The organism is Mesorhizobium sp. M1169 (genome assembly GCF_040318345.1).
GTDB lineage: Bacteria > Pseudomonadota > Alphaproteobacteria > Rhizobiales > Rhizobiaceae > Mesorhizobium.
Map to the genome: position 1 here is coordinate 45,227 of NZ_JAMYME010000001.1, position 18,905 is coordinate 64,131.

Below are 18,905 nucleotides of genomic sequence, written 5' to 3' on the forward strand. Positions count from 1 at the left end.
ACTTCCCCGCTTACTTGTAGATGAAGCCGACAACGCCGTGATAGCGGCCGTTGGGCTTGTCGGTCTGCATAGTGCCGTAGACGCGGTTGACGCGGCCAAGGAACATGCCGGCGCCATCGCTGGCTGCGTTGAAATTGTCATCCGGCTTGGCAAGATCGTTGCGCGCCACCGGCTTCACCAGATAGGGCGTGATGATGATGACGAGTTCGGTCTCGTTGCGGACGAAATCCCTGCTGCGGAACAGCGTGCCCAGCACCGGTATTTTGGTCAGGCCGGGCAGCCCGGCAACCGCCTGCCTGATGTCGTCGCGGACAAGGCCCGCGATCATCATGGAACCGCCGGAGGGCAATTCCACCGTCGTGTCGGCCAGGCGTTTGCGGATCGACAGCAAAGTGGTGCCTGGTAAGTCGCCGGCTCCTTCCAGGACTGCGGCGCCTTCGGTTGTAGGTTCCGAAACCGACGTCCTCACCTTAAGGCTGATGCGGCCCGCCGAGAGCACGACCGGCTGGAATTCGAGCCCAATTCCATATTCAAGGCGTTCGTGCTCGTAGGTAATCTGACCAGTTTGATTGTCGTTTGAAACGTTGCTTGTTCGGCCGGTGATGATATTGAATTCGCCGCCGACCTTGAAGGTCGCCTTCTCGCCGGAAACGGCGGTGAGAGTCGGCTCGGCCAGCGTCTTCATGACACCGCTTTGCTCCATGGCGTTTATGTACGCTTGAAGAGTTGAGCTGCCGATCGCTGCCCCCGAATATTGCGACAGTGGCTTTCCCAATCCGTATGCGGGCGTGGTGAGAGCGCTCCAGCTGATGCCGTTGCTGCTGCCGTTGCCCACCATGTTGACGCCGAGCTGCTTCATCACCGAGCGGCTGACTTCCGCAACCGTCACCTTCAGCGTCACCTGGTCGTCGCCGATGATCTGCAGCAGGTTGACGATCTTGCTGACGCGGCGCTCGGCATCCGGGTTATCGATCGCGACGCCGGCTTCAGCCGAACCGCCGGCAGCGGTCTGCGAATATTGACCCGTGGTTGCCTCGCCGCCGGACACGAAAATAGTTGCCAGATCGGCCGCGCGCTTGGCGTCCAGAGGAGTGTCCACGGTTCCGGTCAGGACGACGTTGTCGTTCAGCAACTCGACCTTGACCTCCGATGACGGGATGAAGCGCTTGATATAATCCTCCAGCCCGGCGACGTCACGTTCGACCGCTAGGTCAAGGCTGACGATCTGCTCGCCATTCGGGCCAAAGACGAAGATATTTGTCTCGCCGACCGCCTTTCCAAACAGATAGATGCGCCTGGCGGTGCGGGTCACCGCGTCGGCTACAGCGGGGTTGGCGACGAGAATGTCGTAGGCATCGCTCGGGAGGTCGATGACCACCGACTTGTTCAGTCCGAGCTTAACCCGCTGGGTGGCGGTCGAAGCCGTCACCCTGGCATTGCCTGCCGCATTGGCATCGACAATGCCATATGCACTCGTTCCAAGGAGAAACAGGCCGATCGCCGCAGCCAGGATGAGCGGCAGTTTGGTCTTTAGCCTCATTTCCTTGCCCCCACTTCGGAAACTTCGCCCGACTTGATCAACCGCACGGTTCCGCGCCGGCCATTGCCGGAAACCAGGTAATCGGCTTCGCCCACATTCTTGTCCTGGCTGTCCTTGATCGAGCGCAGCGCCAATGTCAGGCGATCCGCCATCTGCTGTGCGACGGTGATGATCTCGGACTGCTGCGGCGTCAGTTCCAGGGTGGCGGTCTGGCCAACCCTGGTCTTCTTACCTTCCTCGTCCTCCTGAATGGTCTGGTCGATCGCCAGGACGCGAATGTTCTTCAGGATAGTTTCGGTCGTGAAGCCCGGACCACCGCCGTTGGCGGGATCGGCTCGGCGGGTCATGATGACGTCGACGAAATCGTTGGGAAGAATAAAGCCACCGGCCGAGGTGTCGGCCGAGATGCTTGTGGCAACGGCCCGCATGCCGGAGGGCAGGATCGACGACATGAAGCTTTGCCCTTCACCGATCAGCTTCGAGCGCCGCAGCGGCTCGCCGGCGTAGAGCGCCACGCGAGCGACGGCGCCCTTCAGCTTGTCCAGCGCTTCAGGCTCGGCGGCGCGGGTGATGAAATTTGCGTTGATGCCTGCGGACGGCCATGACTCCCAGGAAATGTTGTTTTCAAGCGGACTGCCCATCGGAACGTCGCCGGAAAGAACAAGCACATCCTGCAGCGCGATCGCCGGCGCCTGAGGACCGGAATCGACAACCGGAGGCGGCGGAGCCACGACCATGTTCTTCGCGACATAGCCTGCACCACCGGCCGCGGCTATCGCCACGCTCAGAATAATCAATCGGGATGCTGGCATCTGTCCGAACCTCGCCTTGGCAAACCACGTAGCCAAGCGGGACTTTGCAGCGGCAATCGTCAAAACAAGGTTAATGTTATACTTACGATCGTGATTAATTTAACGTTTATATAAATTGGACCGACAAGCCCGGCCCGAAGGAAAACGTGGCCAACTCGCCTGCTCGGCGCCACGGCGTAAAGCGAAATTCAGCCCGCCAGCCTGGTAAGTGCCCAGGCCATCAATGGCGAGTCGGAATAGGTGAGCAGACCGCCAATGCCAAGCGCGATGCCGTACGGAACGCCGGTCGCCTCATCGGCGAAATGGCGCAGGAACGGATTGTGGCTTGTGACGGCGGCAAGCGGCGATTTTCGATAGGCGAGGATGGCTAGCGTCAGCAGGCCGCCGATGAATGTCGAGGCGACGAGGTATTCGATGAGATGGATGTTCAGTCCCATCCACATGGCAGTGGCAGCCAGAAGCTTGGCGTCGCCGCCGCCCATGCCGCCCAGCGCGAACAGGCCGAACGTCACCGCGAGAACCAGGCCGGCGGCGGCGAAATGCCAGCCATAGGTGGCCCAGTCCATACCGGTCAAAGGCGCAACCAAGGCGAAGACGACCACAAGCAACACCGGCACGCGATTGGCGATCGTCATCGAAAGCATGTCGGAGATCGCGGCAAAAAGCATGCAGAACGGAAATACGACGAAGATCACGGCTTCAAGCATCGGCGCGCCTATGACCCAATTGCATCTGGCCCCAACCCAATCCTATTCGACTAACGACTGATGAGGCCTAAATTTCAATTCATACCAGGACTAAATAAGGGCCGCCAGTGCGGCGGCCCTTATTTCAGAACAACCGAACCCGTTACGGTCAGCTACCGTTCACCTTAGTGGAGATGGCGGTGAACTTGGCGTTCAGCGAGTTGCCGAGCTGGCCGGCGCCGACCATGATGGCGAGTGCGATAAGAGCGGCGATCAGACCGTATTCGATAGCGGTCGCGCCGGATTCGTCCTTCACAAAACGTGCGATGAGGTTAGACATTCGAGCTCCTACTCCAATTGTTACAGCACTTCCGTCAACTTCTCTTGGTGGCTGATCGGATACTGCGAATCTAAGGAGAAGCTGTTTCAATCGGCTTAATAAACAGGCTTACCGATTCCTTTCCCGCTTCGACGACATTGCGTGGTTAACCCAGAACTAAAATACCCGCCGCCAGGCCACCGGGCTGACAAAGGCGCAAAAGGCGCAATTCGGCAAAGACGTTCCAGCCGTGCCGGCTAGGCCCAATGCCGGTTCCGGTTTGATCCTGAACTCCAGCCGCTTAACGGTTGGTTCACCAATCTCGTTCATGTTCTGTTGAACAGTTTGCCAGGGGGCGCCTCAATGGCCGGGCCGAGATCATCATTTCCAGTTGCCGTGCTTTTTGCCGCAGCGGCTTTCGCCTTTCCAGCCAAGGCCGGCGCCGGCATCGAGGTGACGATGAACCAGGCAAAGATCATCAAATTGTCGCGCGCCGCCGATACGATTGTCGTCGGCAATCCGGCGATCGCCGACGCCTCCGTGCAGGACGCATCGACGATCGTACTGACCGGCAAGGGATTTGGCGTCACCAATCTCGTCGTCCTCGACCAGGAGGGCAACCCGATCGTCGATGAGCAAATAACCGTCGTGCGCCAGGCAGCGTCGTCGGTGCGCATCTATCGGCGTTCCGAAGTACAGACCATGTCCTGCGCGCCATATTGCGAAAGCTCGTATAAGAGCGATGCCGAGAAGGCCTCTGAAGCCGAAATGAGCGCCGCGCATTAGTAGCCGACGTCTCCGTCTTTGGCGAGTACGTGCTTCGGTTATCGCCGGGTTAAGGCCTTCCCGTTGAATTTAACGGTCATTCCAACCGGACTTCAATCGGTTCCGACTAAGGGTGGGACCGATACAGAAGCGGCATCGGCGGGCAGAGGACATGAGCAAGGCAGGACGAGCAGGTTCTCCAAGACGGTTTTTGGGCGACCGCCGCGGAAGCACGGCGATCGAATTCGCCATGCTTGCAATTCCTTTCGCGCTTCTTGTCTTCGCCATCCTGGAGAGCTGCATTTCTTTTGCCGCACAGGAAGTGATGGCAAACGCAACCGACGACATCGCGCGCCAGCTGCGTACCGGCCAACTAAGACCGGCCGATGTGTCCGGGACCAAGCTGCGGGATATGATCTGCACCAAATTGGAGATCATGGTCGCCAAGACCTGTCCCGGATTGCTGGTGGACTTGCGCGAATATCCGACCTTCGCCGATGCGGCGCTGGCCGGTTTCAAGATCCAGGATGGCGACGTCGTGCTGACCAAGGGCACGAGCACACAGACCTTCACCGTCGCACCTGGCCTGGCGGAGTCGAGAAACATGCTGCGTGTTTTTTACAAATGGCCGGTGATGACCGACTTCATGGCCAAATCGATGGCCAACCTGAAGGACGGCAAAACGCTGCATTTTGCTTCGATCACTTGGCAGAACGAGCCGTTCGACAACTGAACCACGTAGTCGCTTGAAAAGGGCAAAGCCATGATTCGTGCGGGGGCACAGCTGGGCATCGCAGGGATTTGTACAAGAGCAGTCCGGCTTTGCTCGGACCGCCGCGGTATTGCGGCTGTCGAGTTTGCCCTCATCGTGCCTGTCCTGTTGATCATGTACTTTATGACAATGGAGGCCTCGCAAGCCATCGAGACCAGCAAGAAGGTCAGCCGCATCGGCAGCATGGTAGCGGACCTCGTCACGCAGCAGCAGACCGTCAAGGCGGCCGATGTCGATGCCATCATGGCGATCGGCAGTTCCACGCTCCAGCCCTACAACCGCTCGAAACCGAAGATCATTATCACGGCGATACAGGTGACGAACGAGACGACGCCGAAAGTCCTGGTCGTGTGGTCGCGCAAACTGGTCGATGGCGTCTCTAGCGTCGACGCGGTCAAGGATTCCACCACAACGGTCCCGAGCGCGCTCAAGATCAAAGGCACGTTCCTCATTCGGGTCGAAAGCGATCTCGCCTACAAGCCAATCATCACCTGGTCGGCGGACGGCCAAAGCCGGTTCGGGTTGAGCTCGGTCTTCAATTCGATATCGATGGCGGAGACTTATTATCTGCGGCCGCGCAGGAGCCCGACCATTCCGTGCAGCGATTGCTGACGCCTGAAGCCCGCTAACCGGTCTGTTGCTATTGCTTGCGACTGCGGGCCGAGACTAGACGCACGATGGCTGCAGCCAGCACATAGTCCCTCGACCGGCAACGGTTCGGCGACGATACCGATACGGAACGTTCCGATAACATCGCGCCAATCGGCTCGCGCCAGGTTTGTGCAAGACGCATCCAGCAGCAAAGCCAGTACGGTGGCGAATGCTGTCAAGGCAAGCCTCATGCGAGCTCCGCGCCGCGCATTTCCATCCGCGGATCGACCATGCCGCGATTCGTCTCTCCGGGACCAGCACGCCAAGCCGTGCTGTTTGGGTTTCCGAATTGCCAATGGTGGCGCGGAACCCTATGTCTGAGCCAACACACAGGCAATGATGAACCTTTCGATGGCACGCGCCTTCCTTTTTGTCCTCGACTCCTTCGGCATCGGCGGCGCGGCCGATGCCGAACGTTATGGCGACACCGGCTCCAATACGTTCGCACACATCGCGCGGGCCTGCGCAGAAGGCCGCGCCGACCGCGAAGGCCTGCGTGCCGGACCCCTTCTTGTACCAAACATGCTCGCGCTCGGTCTCGGCCAGGCCGCGGCAACGGCAACGGGTTTCAGGTTTGAGAATGCCGGCAGTGCACCGCTTGCCGCCGCCTTTCACGGCGCGGCCCAAGAGGTTTCGAGCGGCAAGGACACGCCATCGGGCCATTGGGAAATAGCCGGCCTGCCGGTCCGTTTCGACTGGGGTTACTTCCCAGACAAGATTCCCGCTTTTCCGGCCGAGTTGACCGAAGCAATGGTGCGTGAAGGGAAGGTGCCTGGCATCCTCGGCAATTGCCATGCTCCGGGCACCGAGATTATCGAACGGTTCGGCGAAGACCACATCCGCACCGGCAAGCCGATCTGCTACACCTCGATCGACTCCGTCCTGCAGATCGCCGCGCATGAGGTTCATTTCGGCCTGCAACGGCTTTACGAGTTCTGCAAAGTGGTGCGCAGGCTCGTCGATCCGCTGAATATCGGCCGCGTCATCGCGAGGCCGTTTATCGGTGAAACCGCCGCCACGTTCGAGCGAACGCATAATCGTCGCGACTATGCCGTACCGCCGCCGGAACCGACGCTGCTCGATCGGCTGACGGCGCGCGGCAGCCGGGTTATCGCGATCGGCAAGATCGGCGACATTTTCGCCCATCGGGGGATCTCGGAAGTCCGCAAGGCTGCCGGCAACATGGCGATGTTCGACAAAACGCTTGGTGCCATGGAAGACGCCCGCGACAGCGACCTCGTCTTCGCGAACTTTGTCGACTTCGACACCGAGTTCGGGCATCGGCGCGACGTTGCGGGATATGCCGCCGCACTCGAAGCTTTCGACCGGCGCCTGCCCGAGGCATTCGCACGGCTGAGGCCAGGCGATCTGCTCATTTTGACCGCCGATCACGGCAACGATCCGACGTGGCGCGGCACCGACCACACGCGCGAGCGTATTCCGATTATCGGGACACGGCCGGGTTTCAAAGGCGCAGACATCGGACTGAGGACAACATTTGCCGACATCGGCGAAACCGTGGCCGAACATCTCGGGCTGGCGCGCGGCCGTTACGGCACCTCCTTCCATGCCACGATAGGTGGCCATGCCTGAGCTGCCGGAGGTAGAGACAGTCAGGCGCGGTCTGCAGCCGGCCCTTGAAGGTGCCCGCATTGTCGGTGTCGAGGCACGCCGGCCGGATTTGCGGTTTCCGTTCCCCGAGAGATTTTCGGAGCGGCTGACCGGCAAGACGATTGCGGCGCTCGGCCGCCGTGCCAAATATCTGACAATGCACATGGACAACGGCCCGGTTCTGATCTGCCATCTCGGCATGTCGGGTTCGTTTCGCATCGAAACGGCCGACGAGAGCGCAACGCCCGGCGTGTTCCACCACGAACGCTCGAAAAACACTGCTCACGATCACGTCGTCTTCGACATCGCATCCCCTGCCGGCGTCCGCTCTCGCGTGATCTTCAACGACCCGCGCCGCTTCGGGTTCATGCTGTTTTCGGAAGGCGAGCCCGACATGCATCCGATGCTGGCGGGATTAGGCGTCGAGCCTACAGGCAACGCACTGGACGGCGCGCTGCTCGCTTCGTTGCTGAAAGGTCGCAAGTCACCGCTGAAAGCGGCACTTCTGGACCAGAGGCTGATTGCCGGGCTAGGCAATATCTACGTCTCGGAAGCGCTTTGGCGGGCCGGCCTGTCGCCGCTGCGCGAAGCGGGCACCCTCGCGAGAGCCGGCAAGAAAGCCAAAGAGCAGAGCGAACGCCTGGCCGAAGCAATCCGCTCGGTCGTCGCCGATGCGATCGCCGCCGGCGGCTCGTCGTTGCGCGATTATATGCAGACCGATGGATCGCTGGGCTACTTCCAGCATTCCTTCGCGGTTTACGATCGCGAGGGGGAAGCCTGCTCCAAGCCTGGTTGTGGCGGCCACATCGAGCGTATCGTGCAAAGCGGTCGTTCGACTTTCCACTGCCGGGCCTGTCAGGCTTGAACCAGAAGCGAGGAGGAGCAAAGCATGGGCTATGAAACCATCATCGTCGAAACCCGCGGCAAGGTCGGGCTGATTACGCTGAACCGGCCGCAGGCGCTCAACGCGCTGAATTCACAAGTGCTGGCGGAACTGGTCGCGTCGGTGAATAGCATGGGCGCCAATGCCGACATCGGCGCCATGGTCATCACTGGTTCGGAAAAGGCTTTCGCGGCAGGTGCCGATATCAAGGAAATGCAGTCCATCTCCTATGTGGATGCCTATCTGCAGGATTTCTTCGTCGGCTGGGAAGAATTTACGCGGGCACGAAAGCCGATCATCGCGGCGGTGGCGGGCTATGCGCTGGGGGGCGGCTGCGAACTGGCGATGATGTGCGACTTCATCATCGCCGCCGACACCGCCAAGTTTGGCCAACCCGAGATCACGCTGGGCGTCATGCCCGGCATGGGCGGATCGCAGCGCCTGACCCGCTTTGTCGGCAAGTCGAAGGCGATGGATATGTGCCTGACGGGTCGAATGATGGACGCAGCCGAGGCCGAGCGTTCCGGCCTTGTCTCGCGCGTGGTGCCAGCCGGCGAGTTGATCGAGGAAGCGCTTAAGGCAGCGTCCAAGATCGCTGGTTTTTCCTTGCCGTCGGTGATGATGGCAAAGGAGGCCGTCAACCGCGCCTATGAGACGACGCTCACCGAGGGTCTGCGGTTCGAGCGCCGGCTATTTCATTCGCTGTTTGCGCTGGATGACCAGAAGGAAGGCATGGCGGCCTTCAGCGGCAAGCGGAAGCCGAATTTCACGAACCGATGAGATGACGAAGGCGCCGGTCAAAAAGAAATCGCTGCAGCGTTGACGCGCCGGAAAAGCTGAACTATAAGCCGCACCAACCGAGGCGGCCCTGTGGCTGCCCGTTTGTTTTTTGCGCCCTGCGGTATCCCGCAAGCGCCCACCAGATCAGAAGAGAGGCACCATGGCCAATACCTCCTCGGCCAAAAAGGCAACGCGCAAGATCGCCCGTCGCGCAGCGATCAACAAGAACCGCCGCTCCCGCGTCCGGACCTACATCCGCCAGGTCGAAGAGGCGCTCGCGGCTGGCGACAAGGCGGCCGCACAGGCTGCCTTCAAGGTGGCCGAGCCGGAATTGATGCGCGCCGCGACCAAGGGCGTGGTGCACAAGAACACGGCATCGCGCAAGGTGTCGCGGTTGGCCCAACGGGTCAAGGTGCTGTCGGCCTAATATACCTTTTCCTGAACTGCGCTTCTTCAAACCCGGCCAATCGCGCCGGGTTTTTTTCGTTTGCCGGCAAGTACTTAAAAGAAAGCCCGCAAAATGGCGCTCCGGGTGCATTTCAAAGTTCGAAATGCTTTGCCGGCATATACATGCCCGCTGATATTCGGAGCCTTCGAAACTGCCAATGCGAAAATTTCCGAGCGTCACAGATTACCTTTTCTTTTCAGAAGCTTACCGATGGTGATCCACAGCTTGTTCACATCAGCTGCGGCCGATAGGCGACAATTGGCTGTCAAGTGAATTATTTCAGAAAATTTCGCGTTGTGTGGCCTTTTTCATATTCGCCGGAAAAGGGTTTGAATCACAATGGCTTTGTCAAAATCAACTGTTGCAGCATGGCGTTCGAAACGTCCCTTGCTAGTCAGATTCCTTAAAAATCCGTTAGGGGTGGCCTTGCCCTATCCACAGCGATTTCGGTAATGTCTGTCCATCGAAGGGACGGGCCCTTGGCCCTTGACCAGCCTGAAACCGGCCAGCTCAAATTGGCAGAGTTTACAGCGCGGATTCAACTCCGCGGACGGGGTTGGTTTGTCTTTTCGATACGGTAGGGGACTGGCGTAATTGTACATGGCAGGTCGACGGTGCGCCGGCGGTTTTTCGCCGGACGGCATTTTGTTGCCCTGACATGACCAAAGCGGATCGGCTCTTCGGCGCCGGACCGACAACGAGGCGATTCATCAGCCGGCGGCGGCGATGGTGTCGCAGCGAAGACACGGTCGCCGGAAACATGGATGCAGGAGGCGCATCCCCGGCGGAAAACAGGTACAAGAGACAAGGAACTCGATCATGCAGAGCGGCGGCATCGAAAGGGAGCTTACAGGCGACCTCCCATTTCCTGGAACGTTAATCGGAAGGAACGACATGGCGGCTTCCAATGAAGCTGAACAGAAGTTCGATCGGGTCAAGGCCCAGTTGAAGGCGCGTCTGGGAACCGAGGTCTATTCGAGCTGGTTCGGGCGCATGAAGGTCGCTGAATCCTCTAAGGGCATTGTCCGCATCTCAGTGCCAACCGCATTCCTGCGTTCATGGATCAACGGCCACTATCTCGATCTCATCACCGAGTTGTGGAAGCACGAGGATCCGGAGATCCTCAAGATCGAGATCGTGGTTCGCACCGCCACACGGCAGGGCCGCAACAGCGTCGAGCCAGAAGTGGCCCCGGCGCGCAAGATGACCAGGCAGACGCAAACCGCGCTCTCTGCGGGCACGGCGAGCCCCAGCAGGGTCGAACGGGTCCCGGTACCCCGCCCGGGGATGCCGGCAGAAACCGAGTTCCGGCACAATGTTCTCGGTTCGCCACTCGATCCACGCTATACTTTCACCTCCTTCATCGAAGGACCATCGAACCGAGTGGCTTTTGCCGCCGCCAAGGCGGTCGCGGAATCGCAGTCGAGCGCGGTGCGTTTCAATCCGCTCTTTCTTCACGCGACGGTCGGGCTGGGCAAAACGCACCTGTTGCAGGCGATCGCCGCAGAATCGCTGAAGCAGAATCCGAAATCGCGGGTCGTCTATCTGACGGCTGAGTATTTCATGTGGCGGTTCGCCACCGCGATCCGCGACAACAACGCACTGACGCTGAAAGAACAGCTGCGCGACATCGACCTCCTCATCATCGACGACATGCAGTTCCTGCAGGGCAAGTCGATCCAGCACGAATTCTGCCATTTGATCAACATGCTGCTCGACAGCGCCAAGCAAGTGGTGGTCGCTGCCGACCGGCCGCCGTCGGAATTGGAGTCGCTGGAGCCACGCGTCCGCTCGCGCCTCAACGGCGGCGTCGCGCTGGAAATGTCAGCCCCGGATTTCGCCATGCGTATCGGTATGCTCAAGCTCAGGCTTGCCACCGCCAAGCTCGATGATGCGTCGCTCGATATTTCCGAAGAGATCCTCAACCACGTCGCCCGCACTGTGACCGGCAGCGGACGCGAGCTCGAAGGTGCCTTCAACCAGCTTTTGTTTCGTCAATCCTTCGAACCGCAGATCACCATCGACCGCATCGACGAGATCCTTGGCCACATCTATCGTTCGGGCGAACCCAAGCGGGTGCGTATCGAGGACATCCAGCGCATCGTCGCGCGCCACTACAACGTGTCGAAGACCGAACTTCTGTCCAACCGGCGCACACGCACCATCGTCAAGCCACGGCAGGTCGCCATGTATCTGTCGAAGGTGATGACGCCGCGCTCGCTGCCGGAGATCGGGCGGCGGTTCGGCGGTCGTGACCATACGACCGTGCTGCATGCGGTGCGCAAGATCGAGGATCTTTCCGGTGCCGACAACACACTGGCGCAGGAACTCGAATTGCTGAGAAGGCTGATCAACGACCAGGCCTGACGGCCCGAAAAACGCCGGCTCGCCGACTCCGGCCTTTTTATCCCCAGAAAGCCCGTGCAGCCGGTCCGAACCGGTGGCGCGGGCTTGCGTTTGCCGGGTTTTTCCTGTCAGTTTACGCAGATTCTGAGCCTGTTCAGACCTTTCGCGGGGCGCCGCTTGCCGGAGACCCGTTCATTCATTCAAGCGAGCCTGTTTCGTCATGCGTGTTATCCTGGAACGGTCAAATCTCCTGAAGTCGCTCAACCATGTTCACCGCGTGGTCGAGCGGCGCAATACCATTCCGATCCTGTCGAACGTGCTGCTCAGCGCCGAGGGGGCCAGCCTTGAAATGAAGGCGACCGACCTCGACCTGGAGGTGACCGAAGCAACGCCGGCAAAGGTCGAACGTGGCGGGGCGACGACGGTCCCGGCACATCTGCTCTACGACATCGTGCGCAAGCTTGCCGACGGCGCGGAGGTGGCGCTGAAGACCGACGAAGACGGCAACGCCATGACGGTGACGTCGGGGCGCTCGAGCTTCCGCCTGCAATGCCTGCCGCAGTCCGACTTTCCCGAGCTTTCAGCCGGGTCGTTCTCGCATATTTTCCGGCTCGATTCCGTCGGACTAAAGGGCCTCATCGAAAAGACCCAGTTCGCCATCTCGACCGAGGAGACGCGCTATTATCTGAACGGCATTTATCTGCACACGCACGAGGCCGGCGGCAAGCTGAAGCTGCGCTCTGTCGCGACCGACGGCCACCGGCTGGCGCGCGCCGAGATCGATGCGCCGGCAGGCTCTGAGGGCATGCCTGGCGTCATAATCCCGCGAAAGACGGTCAGCGAGCTGCAAAAGCTGGTCGACGATCCCGATGTTGCAGTCACTACCGAGTTGTCCGACACCAAGATCCGTTTCACCATCGGCAGCGTTATCTTGACCTCCAAGCTGATCGACGGCACTTTCCCGGACTACCAGCGCGTCATTCCGACCGGCAACGACAAGAAGCTGATTATCGATCGCCAGAGTTTCGCCGCTGCCGTCGATCGCGTTTCGACCATTTCGTCCGAACGCGGCCGGGCGGTGAAGCTTTCGATCGCCGAAGGGCAGGTCACGCTTGCGGTCAACAACCCGGATTCGGGCAGTGCCACCGAGGAACTGGCGGCCGACTATTCGTCCGATCCGATTGAAATCGGCTTCAACGCCAAATACCTGCTCGACGTTGCCGCGCAACTGACCGGCACGGAGGCGAAGTTCATGCTGGCGGATGCCGGTTCCCCGACACTGATCCACGATATGGCCGACGAGACCGCGCTCTACGTGCTGATGCCGATGCGGGTGTAGGGCCCGAACGGGGCCATCTTGCTGTCGTGACCAGATCTGCAAAACCGCAGCAGACGTACATAAGTAAGCTCATACTTACGAATTTCCGCAACTATGCGGCGTTGGCAATCGACCTTGATCCCGGCGCTGTCGTTTTCTCCGGCGACAATGGCGCCGGCAAGACCAATCTGCTTGAAGCGATCTCGCTGCTCACGCCGGGCCGCGGCCTGCGCCGCGCACCCTATTCCGAGGTGGCGCGCGAAGGCGGCGACGGTGGCTTTGCGCTGCATGCCCGGCTTGACGGGCCGGAAGGCCAGGTCGAGATCGGTACCGGAATATCGGGCAGCGACGGCGAAGCCGGCCGGCGGGTGCGGATCAACGGCGCGACGGCACGCTCAGCCGAAGACATGCTGGAATGGCTGCGCGTGGTCTGGCTGACACCGGCCATGGACGGCCTGTTCCCCGGGCCGGCTGCCGACCGCCGGCGCTTCCTAGACCGGCTGGTGCTGGCGATCGATCCTGGCCACGGCCAGCGCGCGCTTGACTACGAAAAGGCAATGCGCGGCCGCAACAGACTGCTCGCCGACGGTTCACGCGACGGTGCCTGGTTCGATGCGATCGAGATGCAAATGGCCGAGACCGGCGTGGCGATTGCCGCGGCGCGTGCCGAACTGGTGCGCCTGCTCGCCGCCATGATCGACCGGCTGCCCGGCGACGGACCGTTTCCGCAAGCCGACATCGGCATCTCTGGCGAACTGGAAGGCGAACTCGGTATTTTGCCGGCCGTCGACGTAGAGGAACGGTTCCGTCGTGCGCTTGCCCAGGGGCGCGACCGCGACCGCACCGCCGGACGCACGCTCGACGGCCCGCACCGTTCCGACCTCGTGGTGCGCCACCGGCCCAAGGCGATGCCGGCCGAGCTCTGTTCGACCGGCGAGCAGAAGGCGCTGCTGGTCGGCATTGTCTTGTCGCATGCGCGGCTAACCGGTGAGATGTCGGGCATGACACCGATCCTGCTGCTCGACGAGATCGCCGCCCATCTCGACGGCGGTCGACGGGCGGCCTTGTTCTCGATCCTGGAGGAACTAAACGGCCAGGCCTTCATGACCGGGACCGATGCCGCGTTGTTTGACAGCCTCAAGGGACGCGCGCAATTCCTGACCGTCGATCACGGCACGGTCAGGCCGACCATTTGAACTTGGTTCATGGCGCACTTCTGAGCGGCATGCATTGATACCTGACAAGCTTTTTCCTCCGCTATATGGTCCGGCGATGATCACAGCCGCCCTCACCGATGAAGAGCTCGAACGCTACGCCCGCCACATCGTGCTGCCCGAGATCGGCGGCGCCGGCCAGCAGCGGCTGAAGCGGGCGCGGGTGCTCGTCATTGGCGCCGGCGGATTGGGAGCGCCGGTGCTCGAATATCTCGCCGCCGCAGGGATTGGCACTCTCGGTATCGTCGACGACGACATCGTTTCGCTTTCCAACCTGCAACGACAAGTGATCCACGGCACGGACAAGGTCGGCATGGCAAAAACCGACAGTGCCAGAGCGGCGATCATCCGCATCAATCCAAACGTCGTCGTGGAAGAGCACAATTTCAGGCTGACCGTCGACAACGCCCCTACCCTCATTGCCCGTTATGACATCGTCGTTGACGGCTCCGACAATTTCGAGACACGCTACGCGGTGGCCGACGCCTGCGCCGCGGAAAGCCGGCCGCTCGTGCATGCCGCCGTTGGCCGCTTCGACGGCTCGGTCACCGTACTGAAGCCATTCGAAACCGGCCCGGACGGCAAGTTGAACCCAAGCTACCGCGATCTCTTTCCCGAGGCGCCGCCGCCGGGACTGGTGCCATCCTGCGCGGTGGCCGGCATTGTCGGCGCGCTGACCGGGGTCATCGGCACGCTGCAAGCCATGGAAGCGATCAAGCTGATCACCGGGATTGGCGAGCCGCTGGTCGGACGACTGCTGCTCTACGATGCGCTGGCGGCACGCTTCGACACGATCCGCTACAAGCGAACCAGCCCATGAGCCTGCCTGCCGACGTTTCCATCGTGCAGCTTGCGGCCGATTTCGACCGTTGGGACGAGGTGCTGGCGCTGGTCATGCGCGCCTTCGCCTTTATGGACGAGGTTATTGACCCGCCGTCCTCGGCGCATCGGCTCACCGTTGAAAATCTCAGGGCTAGAGCGCTGGAGGAGACAGCATTCCTGGCACTGAAGGGAAACGAGATCGTCGGTTGCGTCTTCGTCCTGAAGCGCGCAGACGACCTCTATATTGGAAAGCTCGCGGTCGAGCCGACGCTTCAGGGACAAGGCATTGGAAAACAGCTGATGCAGGCCGTCGAAGATCTTGCCCGCAGCCGCAACAGGACCGCCATCGAGCTCCAGACCCGGGTCGAACTGACTGGAAACCACGCTGCCTTCGCCCGCCTCGGCTTTCGCGAAACCGAACGGACAGCACACAAAGGTTACGACCGGCCGACCTCAATCACCATGCGCAAGGTGCTTTTGTAAGCAAACGCTATCCAAAAACGAGCAGGCAGCTGCCGCGACCAGAATTCGCTGCCACGATGGCCGGTCACGCCCGCAGCGGCAGCACGCGGTCGGGCGGGCGATGACCGTCGAAGAAGGCGCGGATGTTGATGATTACCTTCTCGCCCATGTCGATACGGCCTTCGAGCGTCGCCGAGCCCATATGCGGCAACAGCACGACCTTGCCTTTGTGGGCGAGTTTCAGCAGCTTGCTGTTCAGCGCCGGCTCGTGCTCGTAGACGTCGAGGCCGGCGCCGGCGATCTTGCCGTCATGGATGAGCTTGACCAGCGATTCCTCATCGATGATATCGCCGCGCGCGGTGTTGACTATGTAAGCTGACGGTTGCAGAAGCGCCAGCCGCCGCGCCGAAAGCAGGTGGAAGGTTGCCGGTGTCGATGGACAATTGACCGAGATAATGTCCATGCGGGCGAGCATCTGGTCAAGGCTTTCCCAATACGTGGCTTCCAACTCGTCCTCGATTGCCGGCAGTACGCGGTGGCGGTTGTGGTAGTGGATCGAGAGGCCAAACGCCTTGGCACGCCTGGCGACGGCGGTGCCGATGCGACCCATGCCGACAATGCCGAGCCGTTTGCCCCAAATGCGCCGGCCGAGCATCCAGGTCGGCGACCAGCCCGCCCATTTCTTATCGCCGGTCAGCACGTTGGCGCCTTCGGCCAGCCGCCGCGGTACGGCCAGCATCAGCGCCATGGTCATGTCGGCCGTATCTTCGGTCAGCACGTTCGGCGTGTTGGTCACGGTGATGCCTTTCTTGGCCGCTGCCGCAACGTCGATCTTGTCTACCCCATTGCCGAAATTGGCGATCAGCTTGAGGTTGTCGCCGGCCTGGGCAATCAGCGCCGCGTCGATATTATCGGTGACGGTCGGCACCAGCACATCGGCCTCCTTGACCGCAGCCACCAGTTCCGGCTGCGTCATCGGCCTGTCCTCCACATTCAAGCGGGCGTCGAACAACTCGCGCATGCGGGTCTCGACCGGGTCGGGCAATTTGCGCGTGATGACGACGAGGGGCTTCTTTTTGCCTGCCATTGTTTTCCTCGAACCCGATCTCGTTGAGACCTCTTTAACCAAGAACGGCGAAACTGAGAGCCGATCGCGGTACCGGTCATTCATGTAACAAGCGGTTCCGCCGAAGACAAAGAAAAAGGGGCGAAGGCCGATGGGCCGGTGCCGAAAGGAACGAAAGTGTCTGGTTTCGCGTCGCTCCGCCTGACCCTCAGTGCAGCATTCCTCGGCGCTCTCATCCATAGCCCACTGGTGATGGCGCAAAGTGCCGCCGCACCCGCCCAGAGCATCACGCTCGGACCAAGCGGCTTGCCGCTGCCGCGCTTCGTCAGCCTGAAATCCGGCCGCGTCAACTCGCGCGTTGGGCCGGGCGTCAATTATTCCGTCGACTGGATGTATATGAAGCCAGGCCTGCCGATGGAGATCATCCAGGAGTTCGATACGTGGCGCCGTGTGCGTGATGCCGACGGCTCGGAAGGCTGGATCAATCAGTCGCTGCTTTCGGGCCGTCGCACGGCGATCGTCGCCCCCTGGCAGCGCGGCAAGGACGCTCGCGTCAACCTCCTTGACGACCCGGCAAAAGACGCAGGCGTCATCGCGATCCTCGAACCGGGGGTGATGGGCACGATCAAGACCTGCGATGGCCAGTGGTGCGAAATGACCTTCGACGGCCATACCGGCTGGCTCGCGCAGTCGCTGGTCTGGGGTGCCTATCCCGGCGAAAAGGTCAAGAACTGACTTTCCGAACTGGAGGTTGGCCAGCGCTGCAGCACCGGATCCGGCATTTGTTTCGCTGATCTTCGGTTCGGGGATGGTTTAGCGGCCGATGCGGCCGAGATGGGTATCCTGGAAACTGCTTGACAGCTTCAAACCATAGCCCAGAGCGCGGTCGATGGCGATGTGGGCGATCCAGATCAGCGCGACAGCTACCGCCATTGCATTGTCAAAGACGCTGCCGACAAGCGCCAGCAGAACGGGGAAGATCAGTATGTGCAAGGCGTTGTAGGCGACGGCCCCGACCCGCGGCCCGGCGATGTAACCCAGCATCGACAGGTCGGGCGCCAGAATGAGCACGGCAAACAGCCACCAGGAAACACCGGCGATTGCATAGAAGATAAGAGCCGCCACCGCGACGGCGACCCATTCGAGCCGGAGCGTCAAATCCAGGAATTTCATAAGTGCCGGTCAGTCGCAGCGTTTCGGACGCAGTCTCACCACTATATCGACATTGGCGATCTCCATGCCCTCCGGCGGCTCCGGCAGGTTGGAAACCGTCACCGGGCCGCTGTCAATATCGAAGATCCTGTTTTCGCCCTCGATATAGAAATGATGGTGATCGGAGGTGTTGGTGTCGAAATAAGTCTTCGATCCCTCGACGGCAAGGATGCGCAGAAGACCGGCCTGGGTAAACTGGTGCAGAGCATTGTAGACGGTGGCCAGAGACACCGGCACCCCGGCGGCAAGCGCCTCCTCGTGCAGTTCCTCGGCCGAAAGATGGCGGTCGCCCTTGGCGAAAAGCAGATCGGCCAGCGCGATGCGCTGGCGTGTCGGCCTCAGACCGGCCTCGCGAACCCGCTTGTCCACAGCGACATTATCCTTCCGGCAACCCAGATCCATCTATCCGTCGCGCTCACAGTTCCGCCTCAGACAGGTCCAAAATGGCAGAAATTGAGCATCTGCCGAAACTGGACGTGTCCTGACATATATTCTGTCGACCGAATGCGATCAATAGCGCGCATTGACCCGGGCAGACGGGCAGGTTAAGCGCAAACGCCGGTTTCCGGCCTGAAACAGATTGTGTTAGGAAACCACCGACAAGGGCGCCTTTCGCCCGGGACGATCACGGGGACGAGATTGATGGCGGATCCGAAATCCAGCTACGGTTACGAGGAATTGCTTGCCTGCGCCCGCGGCGAGCTGTTCGGACCGGGAAATGCGCAGCTGCCCTATCCGCCGATGCTGATGTTCGACCGCATCACCGAGATCAGCGAGACCGGTGGTGCGTTCGACAAGGGTTTCATCCGCGCGGAATTCGATATCAAGCCGGATTTGTGGTTTTTCGCCTGCCATTTCATCGGTAATCCGATCATGCCAGGATGCCTGGGCCTGGACGCCATGTGGCAGTTGACGGGGTTCTATCTCGGATGGCTCGGTGAACCCGGCAAGGGGATGGCGCTGTCGACCGGTGAGGTGAGGTTCAAAGGCATGGTCACGCCTTCGGTCAAGAAGGTGGAGTATGGCGTCGACTTCAAGCGCGTGATGCGCGGTCGGCTTGTGCTTGGCATCGCCGATGGCTGGCTGAAGGCAGATGGCGAGCCCATATACGCGGCAACGGATCTGAAGGTCGGTCTGTCCAAGCAATCGGCCGCCGTCTGAACGAAGACCCTGCAGTACGACGTCTTGGACGTCTGAT

At 60.8% G+C, this 18,905-nt stretch carries 21 protein-coding genes and 1 pseudogene; 14 read left to right on the forward strand and 8 right to left on the reverse strand.

The genetic code is table 11. From position 1 onward, the window contains the following. Nucleotides 1-10: 10 nt before the first annotated feature. From NKH41_RS00185 to NKH41_RS00200, 4 genes are all read right to left on the reverse strand, one after another. Nucleotides 11-1,540 carry a type II and III secretion system protein family protein gene (locus tag NKH41_RS00185; protein ID WP_352770792.1) on the reverse strand — a complete coding sequence of 510 codons (1,530 nt, stop codon included), beginning with the start codon at nt 1,538-1,540 and terminating at the stop codon, nt 11-13. Then, nucleotides 1,537-2,352, reverse strand: a complete 816-nt coding sequence (cpaB, locus tag NKH41_RS00190; protein ID WP_023676931.1) for a Flp pilus assembly protein CpaB — start codon at nt 2,350-2,352, stop codon at nt 1,537-1,539. The genes NKH41_RS00185 and cpaB overlap by 4 nt, the downstream gene beginning before the upstream one ends. A 188-nt stretch (nt 2,353-2,540) precedes the next feature. Continuing rightward, nucleotides 2,541-3,059 (reverse strand): A24 family peptidase, encoded by a 519-nt coding sequence (locus NKH41_RS00195; RefSeq protein ID WP_023676930.1) that lies wholly within the window; start codon nt 3,057-3,059, stop codon nt 2,541-2,543. A 148-nt stretch (nt 3,060-3,207) separates the two neighbouring features. Next, a complete protein-coding gene (locus NKH41_RS00200; protein WP_023676929.1) occupies nt 3,208-3,378 on the reverse strand; it encodes a Flp family type IVb pilin in 171 nt (56 codons plus the stop codon). Nucleotides 3,379-3,720: 342 nt separating this feature from the next. Between NKH41_RS00200 and NKH41_RS00205 the strand changes: the two genes are divergently transcribed. The 3 genes from NKH41_RS00205 to NKH41_RS00215 all read left to right on the forward strand — a co-directional run bounded on the left by NKH41_RS00205 (nt 3,721) and on the right by NKH41_RS00215 (nt 5,506). Beyond that, the gene (locus tag NKH41_RS00205; protein WP_352448617.1) at nt 3,721-4,143 is read left to right on the forward strand and encodes a pilus assembly protein N-terminal domain-containing protein; all 423 of its coding nucleotides are present in this window, start codon (nt 3,721-3,723) and stop codon (nt 4,141-4,143) included. Nucleotides 4,144-4,294: 151 nt separating this feature from the next. Beyond that, nucleotides 4,295-4,855, forward strand: a complete 561-nt coding sequence (locus tag NKH41_RS00210; protein ID WP_023676927.1) for a TadE/TadG family type IV pilus assembly protein — start codon at nt 4,295-4,297, stop codon at nt 4,853-4,855. A gap of 30 nt (nt 4,856-4,885) precedes the next feature. Further along, entirely contained in the window at nt 4,886-5,506 is a 621-nt protein-coding gene (locus tag NKH41_RS00215; protein ID WP_023676926.1) for a TadE/TadG family type IV pilus assembly protein, read from the forward strand. 101 nt (nt 5,507-5,607) lie between these two features. Here the strand turns inward: NKH41_RS00215 and NKH41_RS34115 are convergent. Further along, a pseudogene (locus NKH41_RS34115) lies at nt 5,608-5,736 on the reverse strand (phosphate/phosphite/phosphonate ABC transporter substrate-binding protein); the annotation flags it as partial. 160 nt (nt 5,737-5,896) lie between these two features. Here NKH41_RS34115 and NKH41_RS00220 point away from each other — a divergent pair. The 9 genes from NKH41_RS00220 (at nt 5,897) to NKH41_RS00260 (ending at nt 15,450) form a co-directional block, all read left to right on the forward strand. Further along, on the forward strand, nt 5,897-7,138 hold the full coding sequence (locus tag NKH41_RS00220; protein ID WP_352744430.1) for a phosphopentomutase: 1,242 nt from the start codon (nt 5,897-5,899) through the stop codon (nt 7,136-7,138). Further along, nucleotides 7,131-8,021, forward strand: a complete 891-nt coding sequence (gene mutM, locus NKH41_RS00225) for a bifunctional DNA-formamidopyrimidine glycosylase/DNA-(apurinic or apyrimidinic site) lyase (protein ID WP_352770790.1) — start codon at nt 7,131-7,133, stop codon at nt 8,019-8,021. The genes NKH41_RS00220 and mutM overlap by 8 nt, the downstream gene beginning before the upstream one ends. Before the next feature lie 24 nt (nt 8,022-8,045). Then, nucleotides 8,046-8,819: an enoyl-CoA hydratase gene (locus tag NKH41_RS00230; RefSeq protein WP_352448613.1), complete on the forward strand. Its 774-nt coding sequence runs from the start codon at nt 8,046-8,048 to the stop codon at nt 8,817-8,819. A 160-nt stretch (nt 8,820-8,979) separates the two neighbouring features. Continuing rightward, complete coding sequence (gene rpsT / locus NKH41_RS00235; protein WP_023676922.1) at nt 8,980-9,246, forward strand: 30S ribosomal protein S20; 267 nt, start codon at nt 8,980-8,982, stop codon at nt 9,244-9,246. A 915-nt stretch (nt 9,247-10,161) separates the two neighbouring features. Beyond that, nucleotides 10,162-11,634: a chromosomal replication initiator protein DnaA gene (gene dnaA / locus NKH41_RS00240; RefSeq protein WP_023676921.1), complete on the forward strand. Its 1,473-nt coding sequence runs from the start codon at nt 10,162-10,164 to the stop codon at nt 11,632-11,634. A gap of 199 nt (nt 11,635-11,833) precedes the next feature. Next, nucleotides 11,834-12,952: a DNA polymerase III subunit beta gene (gene dnaN, locus NKH41_RS00245; protein ID WP_023676920.1), complete on the forward strand. Its 1,119-nt coding sequence runs from the start codon at nt 11,834-11,836 to the stop codon at nt 12,950-12,952. A 26-nt stretch (nt 12,953-12,978) separates the two neighbouring features. Then, a complete protein-coding gene (gene recF, locus NKH41_RS00250) occupies nt 12,979-14,127 on the forward strand; it encodes a DNA replication/repair protein RecF (protein ID WP_352770788.1) in 1,149 nt (382 codons plus the stop codon). Between the two features lie 76 nt (nt 14,128-14,203). Next, on the forward strand, nt 14,204-14,965 hold the full coding sequence (locus tag NKH41_RS00255; protein ID WP_352770786.1) for a molybdopterin-synthase adenylyltransferase MoeB: 762 nt from the start codon (nt 14,204-14,206) through the stop codon (nt 14,963-14,965). Then, nucleotides 14,962-15,450 carry a GNAT family N-acetyltransferase gene (locus tag NKH41_RS00260; protein ID WP_352613890.1) on the forward strand — a complete coding sequence of 163 codons (489 nt, stop codon included), beginning with the start codon at nt 14,962-14,964 and terminating at the stop codon, nt 15,448-15,450. Before NKH41_RS00255 ends, NKH41_RS00260 begins: the two co-directional genes overlap by 4 nt. Nucleotides 15,451-15,514: 64 nt before the next feature. Here NKH41_RS00260 and NKH41_RS00265 read toward each other — a convergent pair whose 3' ends face one another. Beyond that, the gene (locus NKH41_RS00265; RefSeq protein WP_352470076.1) at nt 15,515-16,516 is read right to left on the reverse strand and encodes a 2-hydroxyacid dehydrogenase; all 1,002 of its coding nucleotides are present in this window, start codon (nt 16,514-16,516) and stop codon (nt 15,515-15,517) included. Nucleotides 16,517-16,672: 156 nt separating this feature from the next. Between NKH41_RS00265 and NKH41_RS00270 the strand changes: the two genes are divergently transcribed. Beyond that, nucleotides 16,673-17,230 (forward strand): SH3 domain-containing protein, encoded by a 558-nt coding sequence (locus tag NKH41_RS00270; protein ID WP_352681227.1) that lies wholly within the window; start codon nt 16,673-16,675, stop codon nt 17,228-17,230. Nucleotides 17,231-17,308: 78 nt separating this feature from the next. On the opposite strand, the gene NKH41_RS00275 is transcribed toward NKH41_RS00270, so the two are convergent. Together NKH41_RS00275 and irrA are read right to left on the reverse strand one after the other, a co-directional pair. Further along, nucleotides 17,309-17,668 carry a DUF4260 domain-containing protein gene (locus NKH41_RS00275; protein ID WP_352770784.1) on the reverse strand — a complete coding sequence of 120 codons (360 nt, stop codon included), beginning with the start codon at nt 17,666-17,668 and terminating at the stop codon, nt 17,309-17,311. 9 nt (nt 17,669-17,677) lie between these two features. Then, the gene (gene irrA / locus NKH41_RS00280) at nt 17,678-18,109 is read right to left on the reverse strand and encodes an iron response transcriptional regulator IrrA (protein WP_023676913.1); all 432 of its coding nucleotides are present in this window, start codon (nt 18,107-18,109) and stop codon (nt 17,678-17,680) included. 240 nt (nt 18,110-18,349) lie between these two features. Between irrA and fabA the strand changes: the two genes are divergently transcribed. Then, the gene (gene fabA / locus NKH41_RS00285; protein WP_352470073.1) at nt 18,350-18,868 is read left to right on the forward strand and encodes a 3-hydroxyacyl-[acyl-carrier-protein] dehydratase FabA; all 519 of its coding nucleotides are present in this window, start codon (nt 18,350-18,352) and stop codon (nt 18,866-18,868) included. The last annotated feature ends 37 nt before the right edge of the window (nt 18,869-18,905 follow it).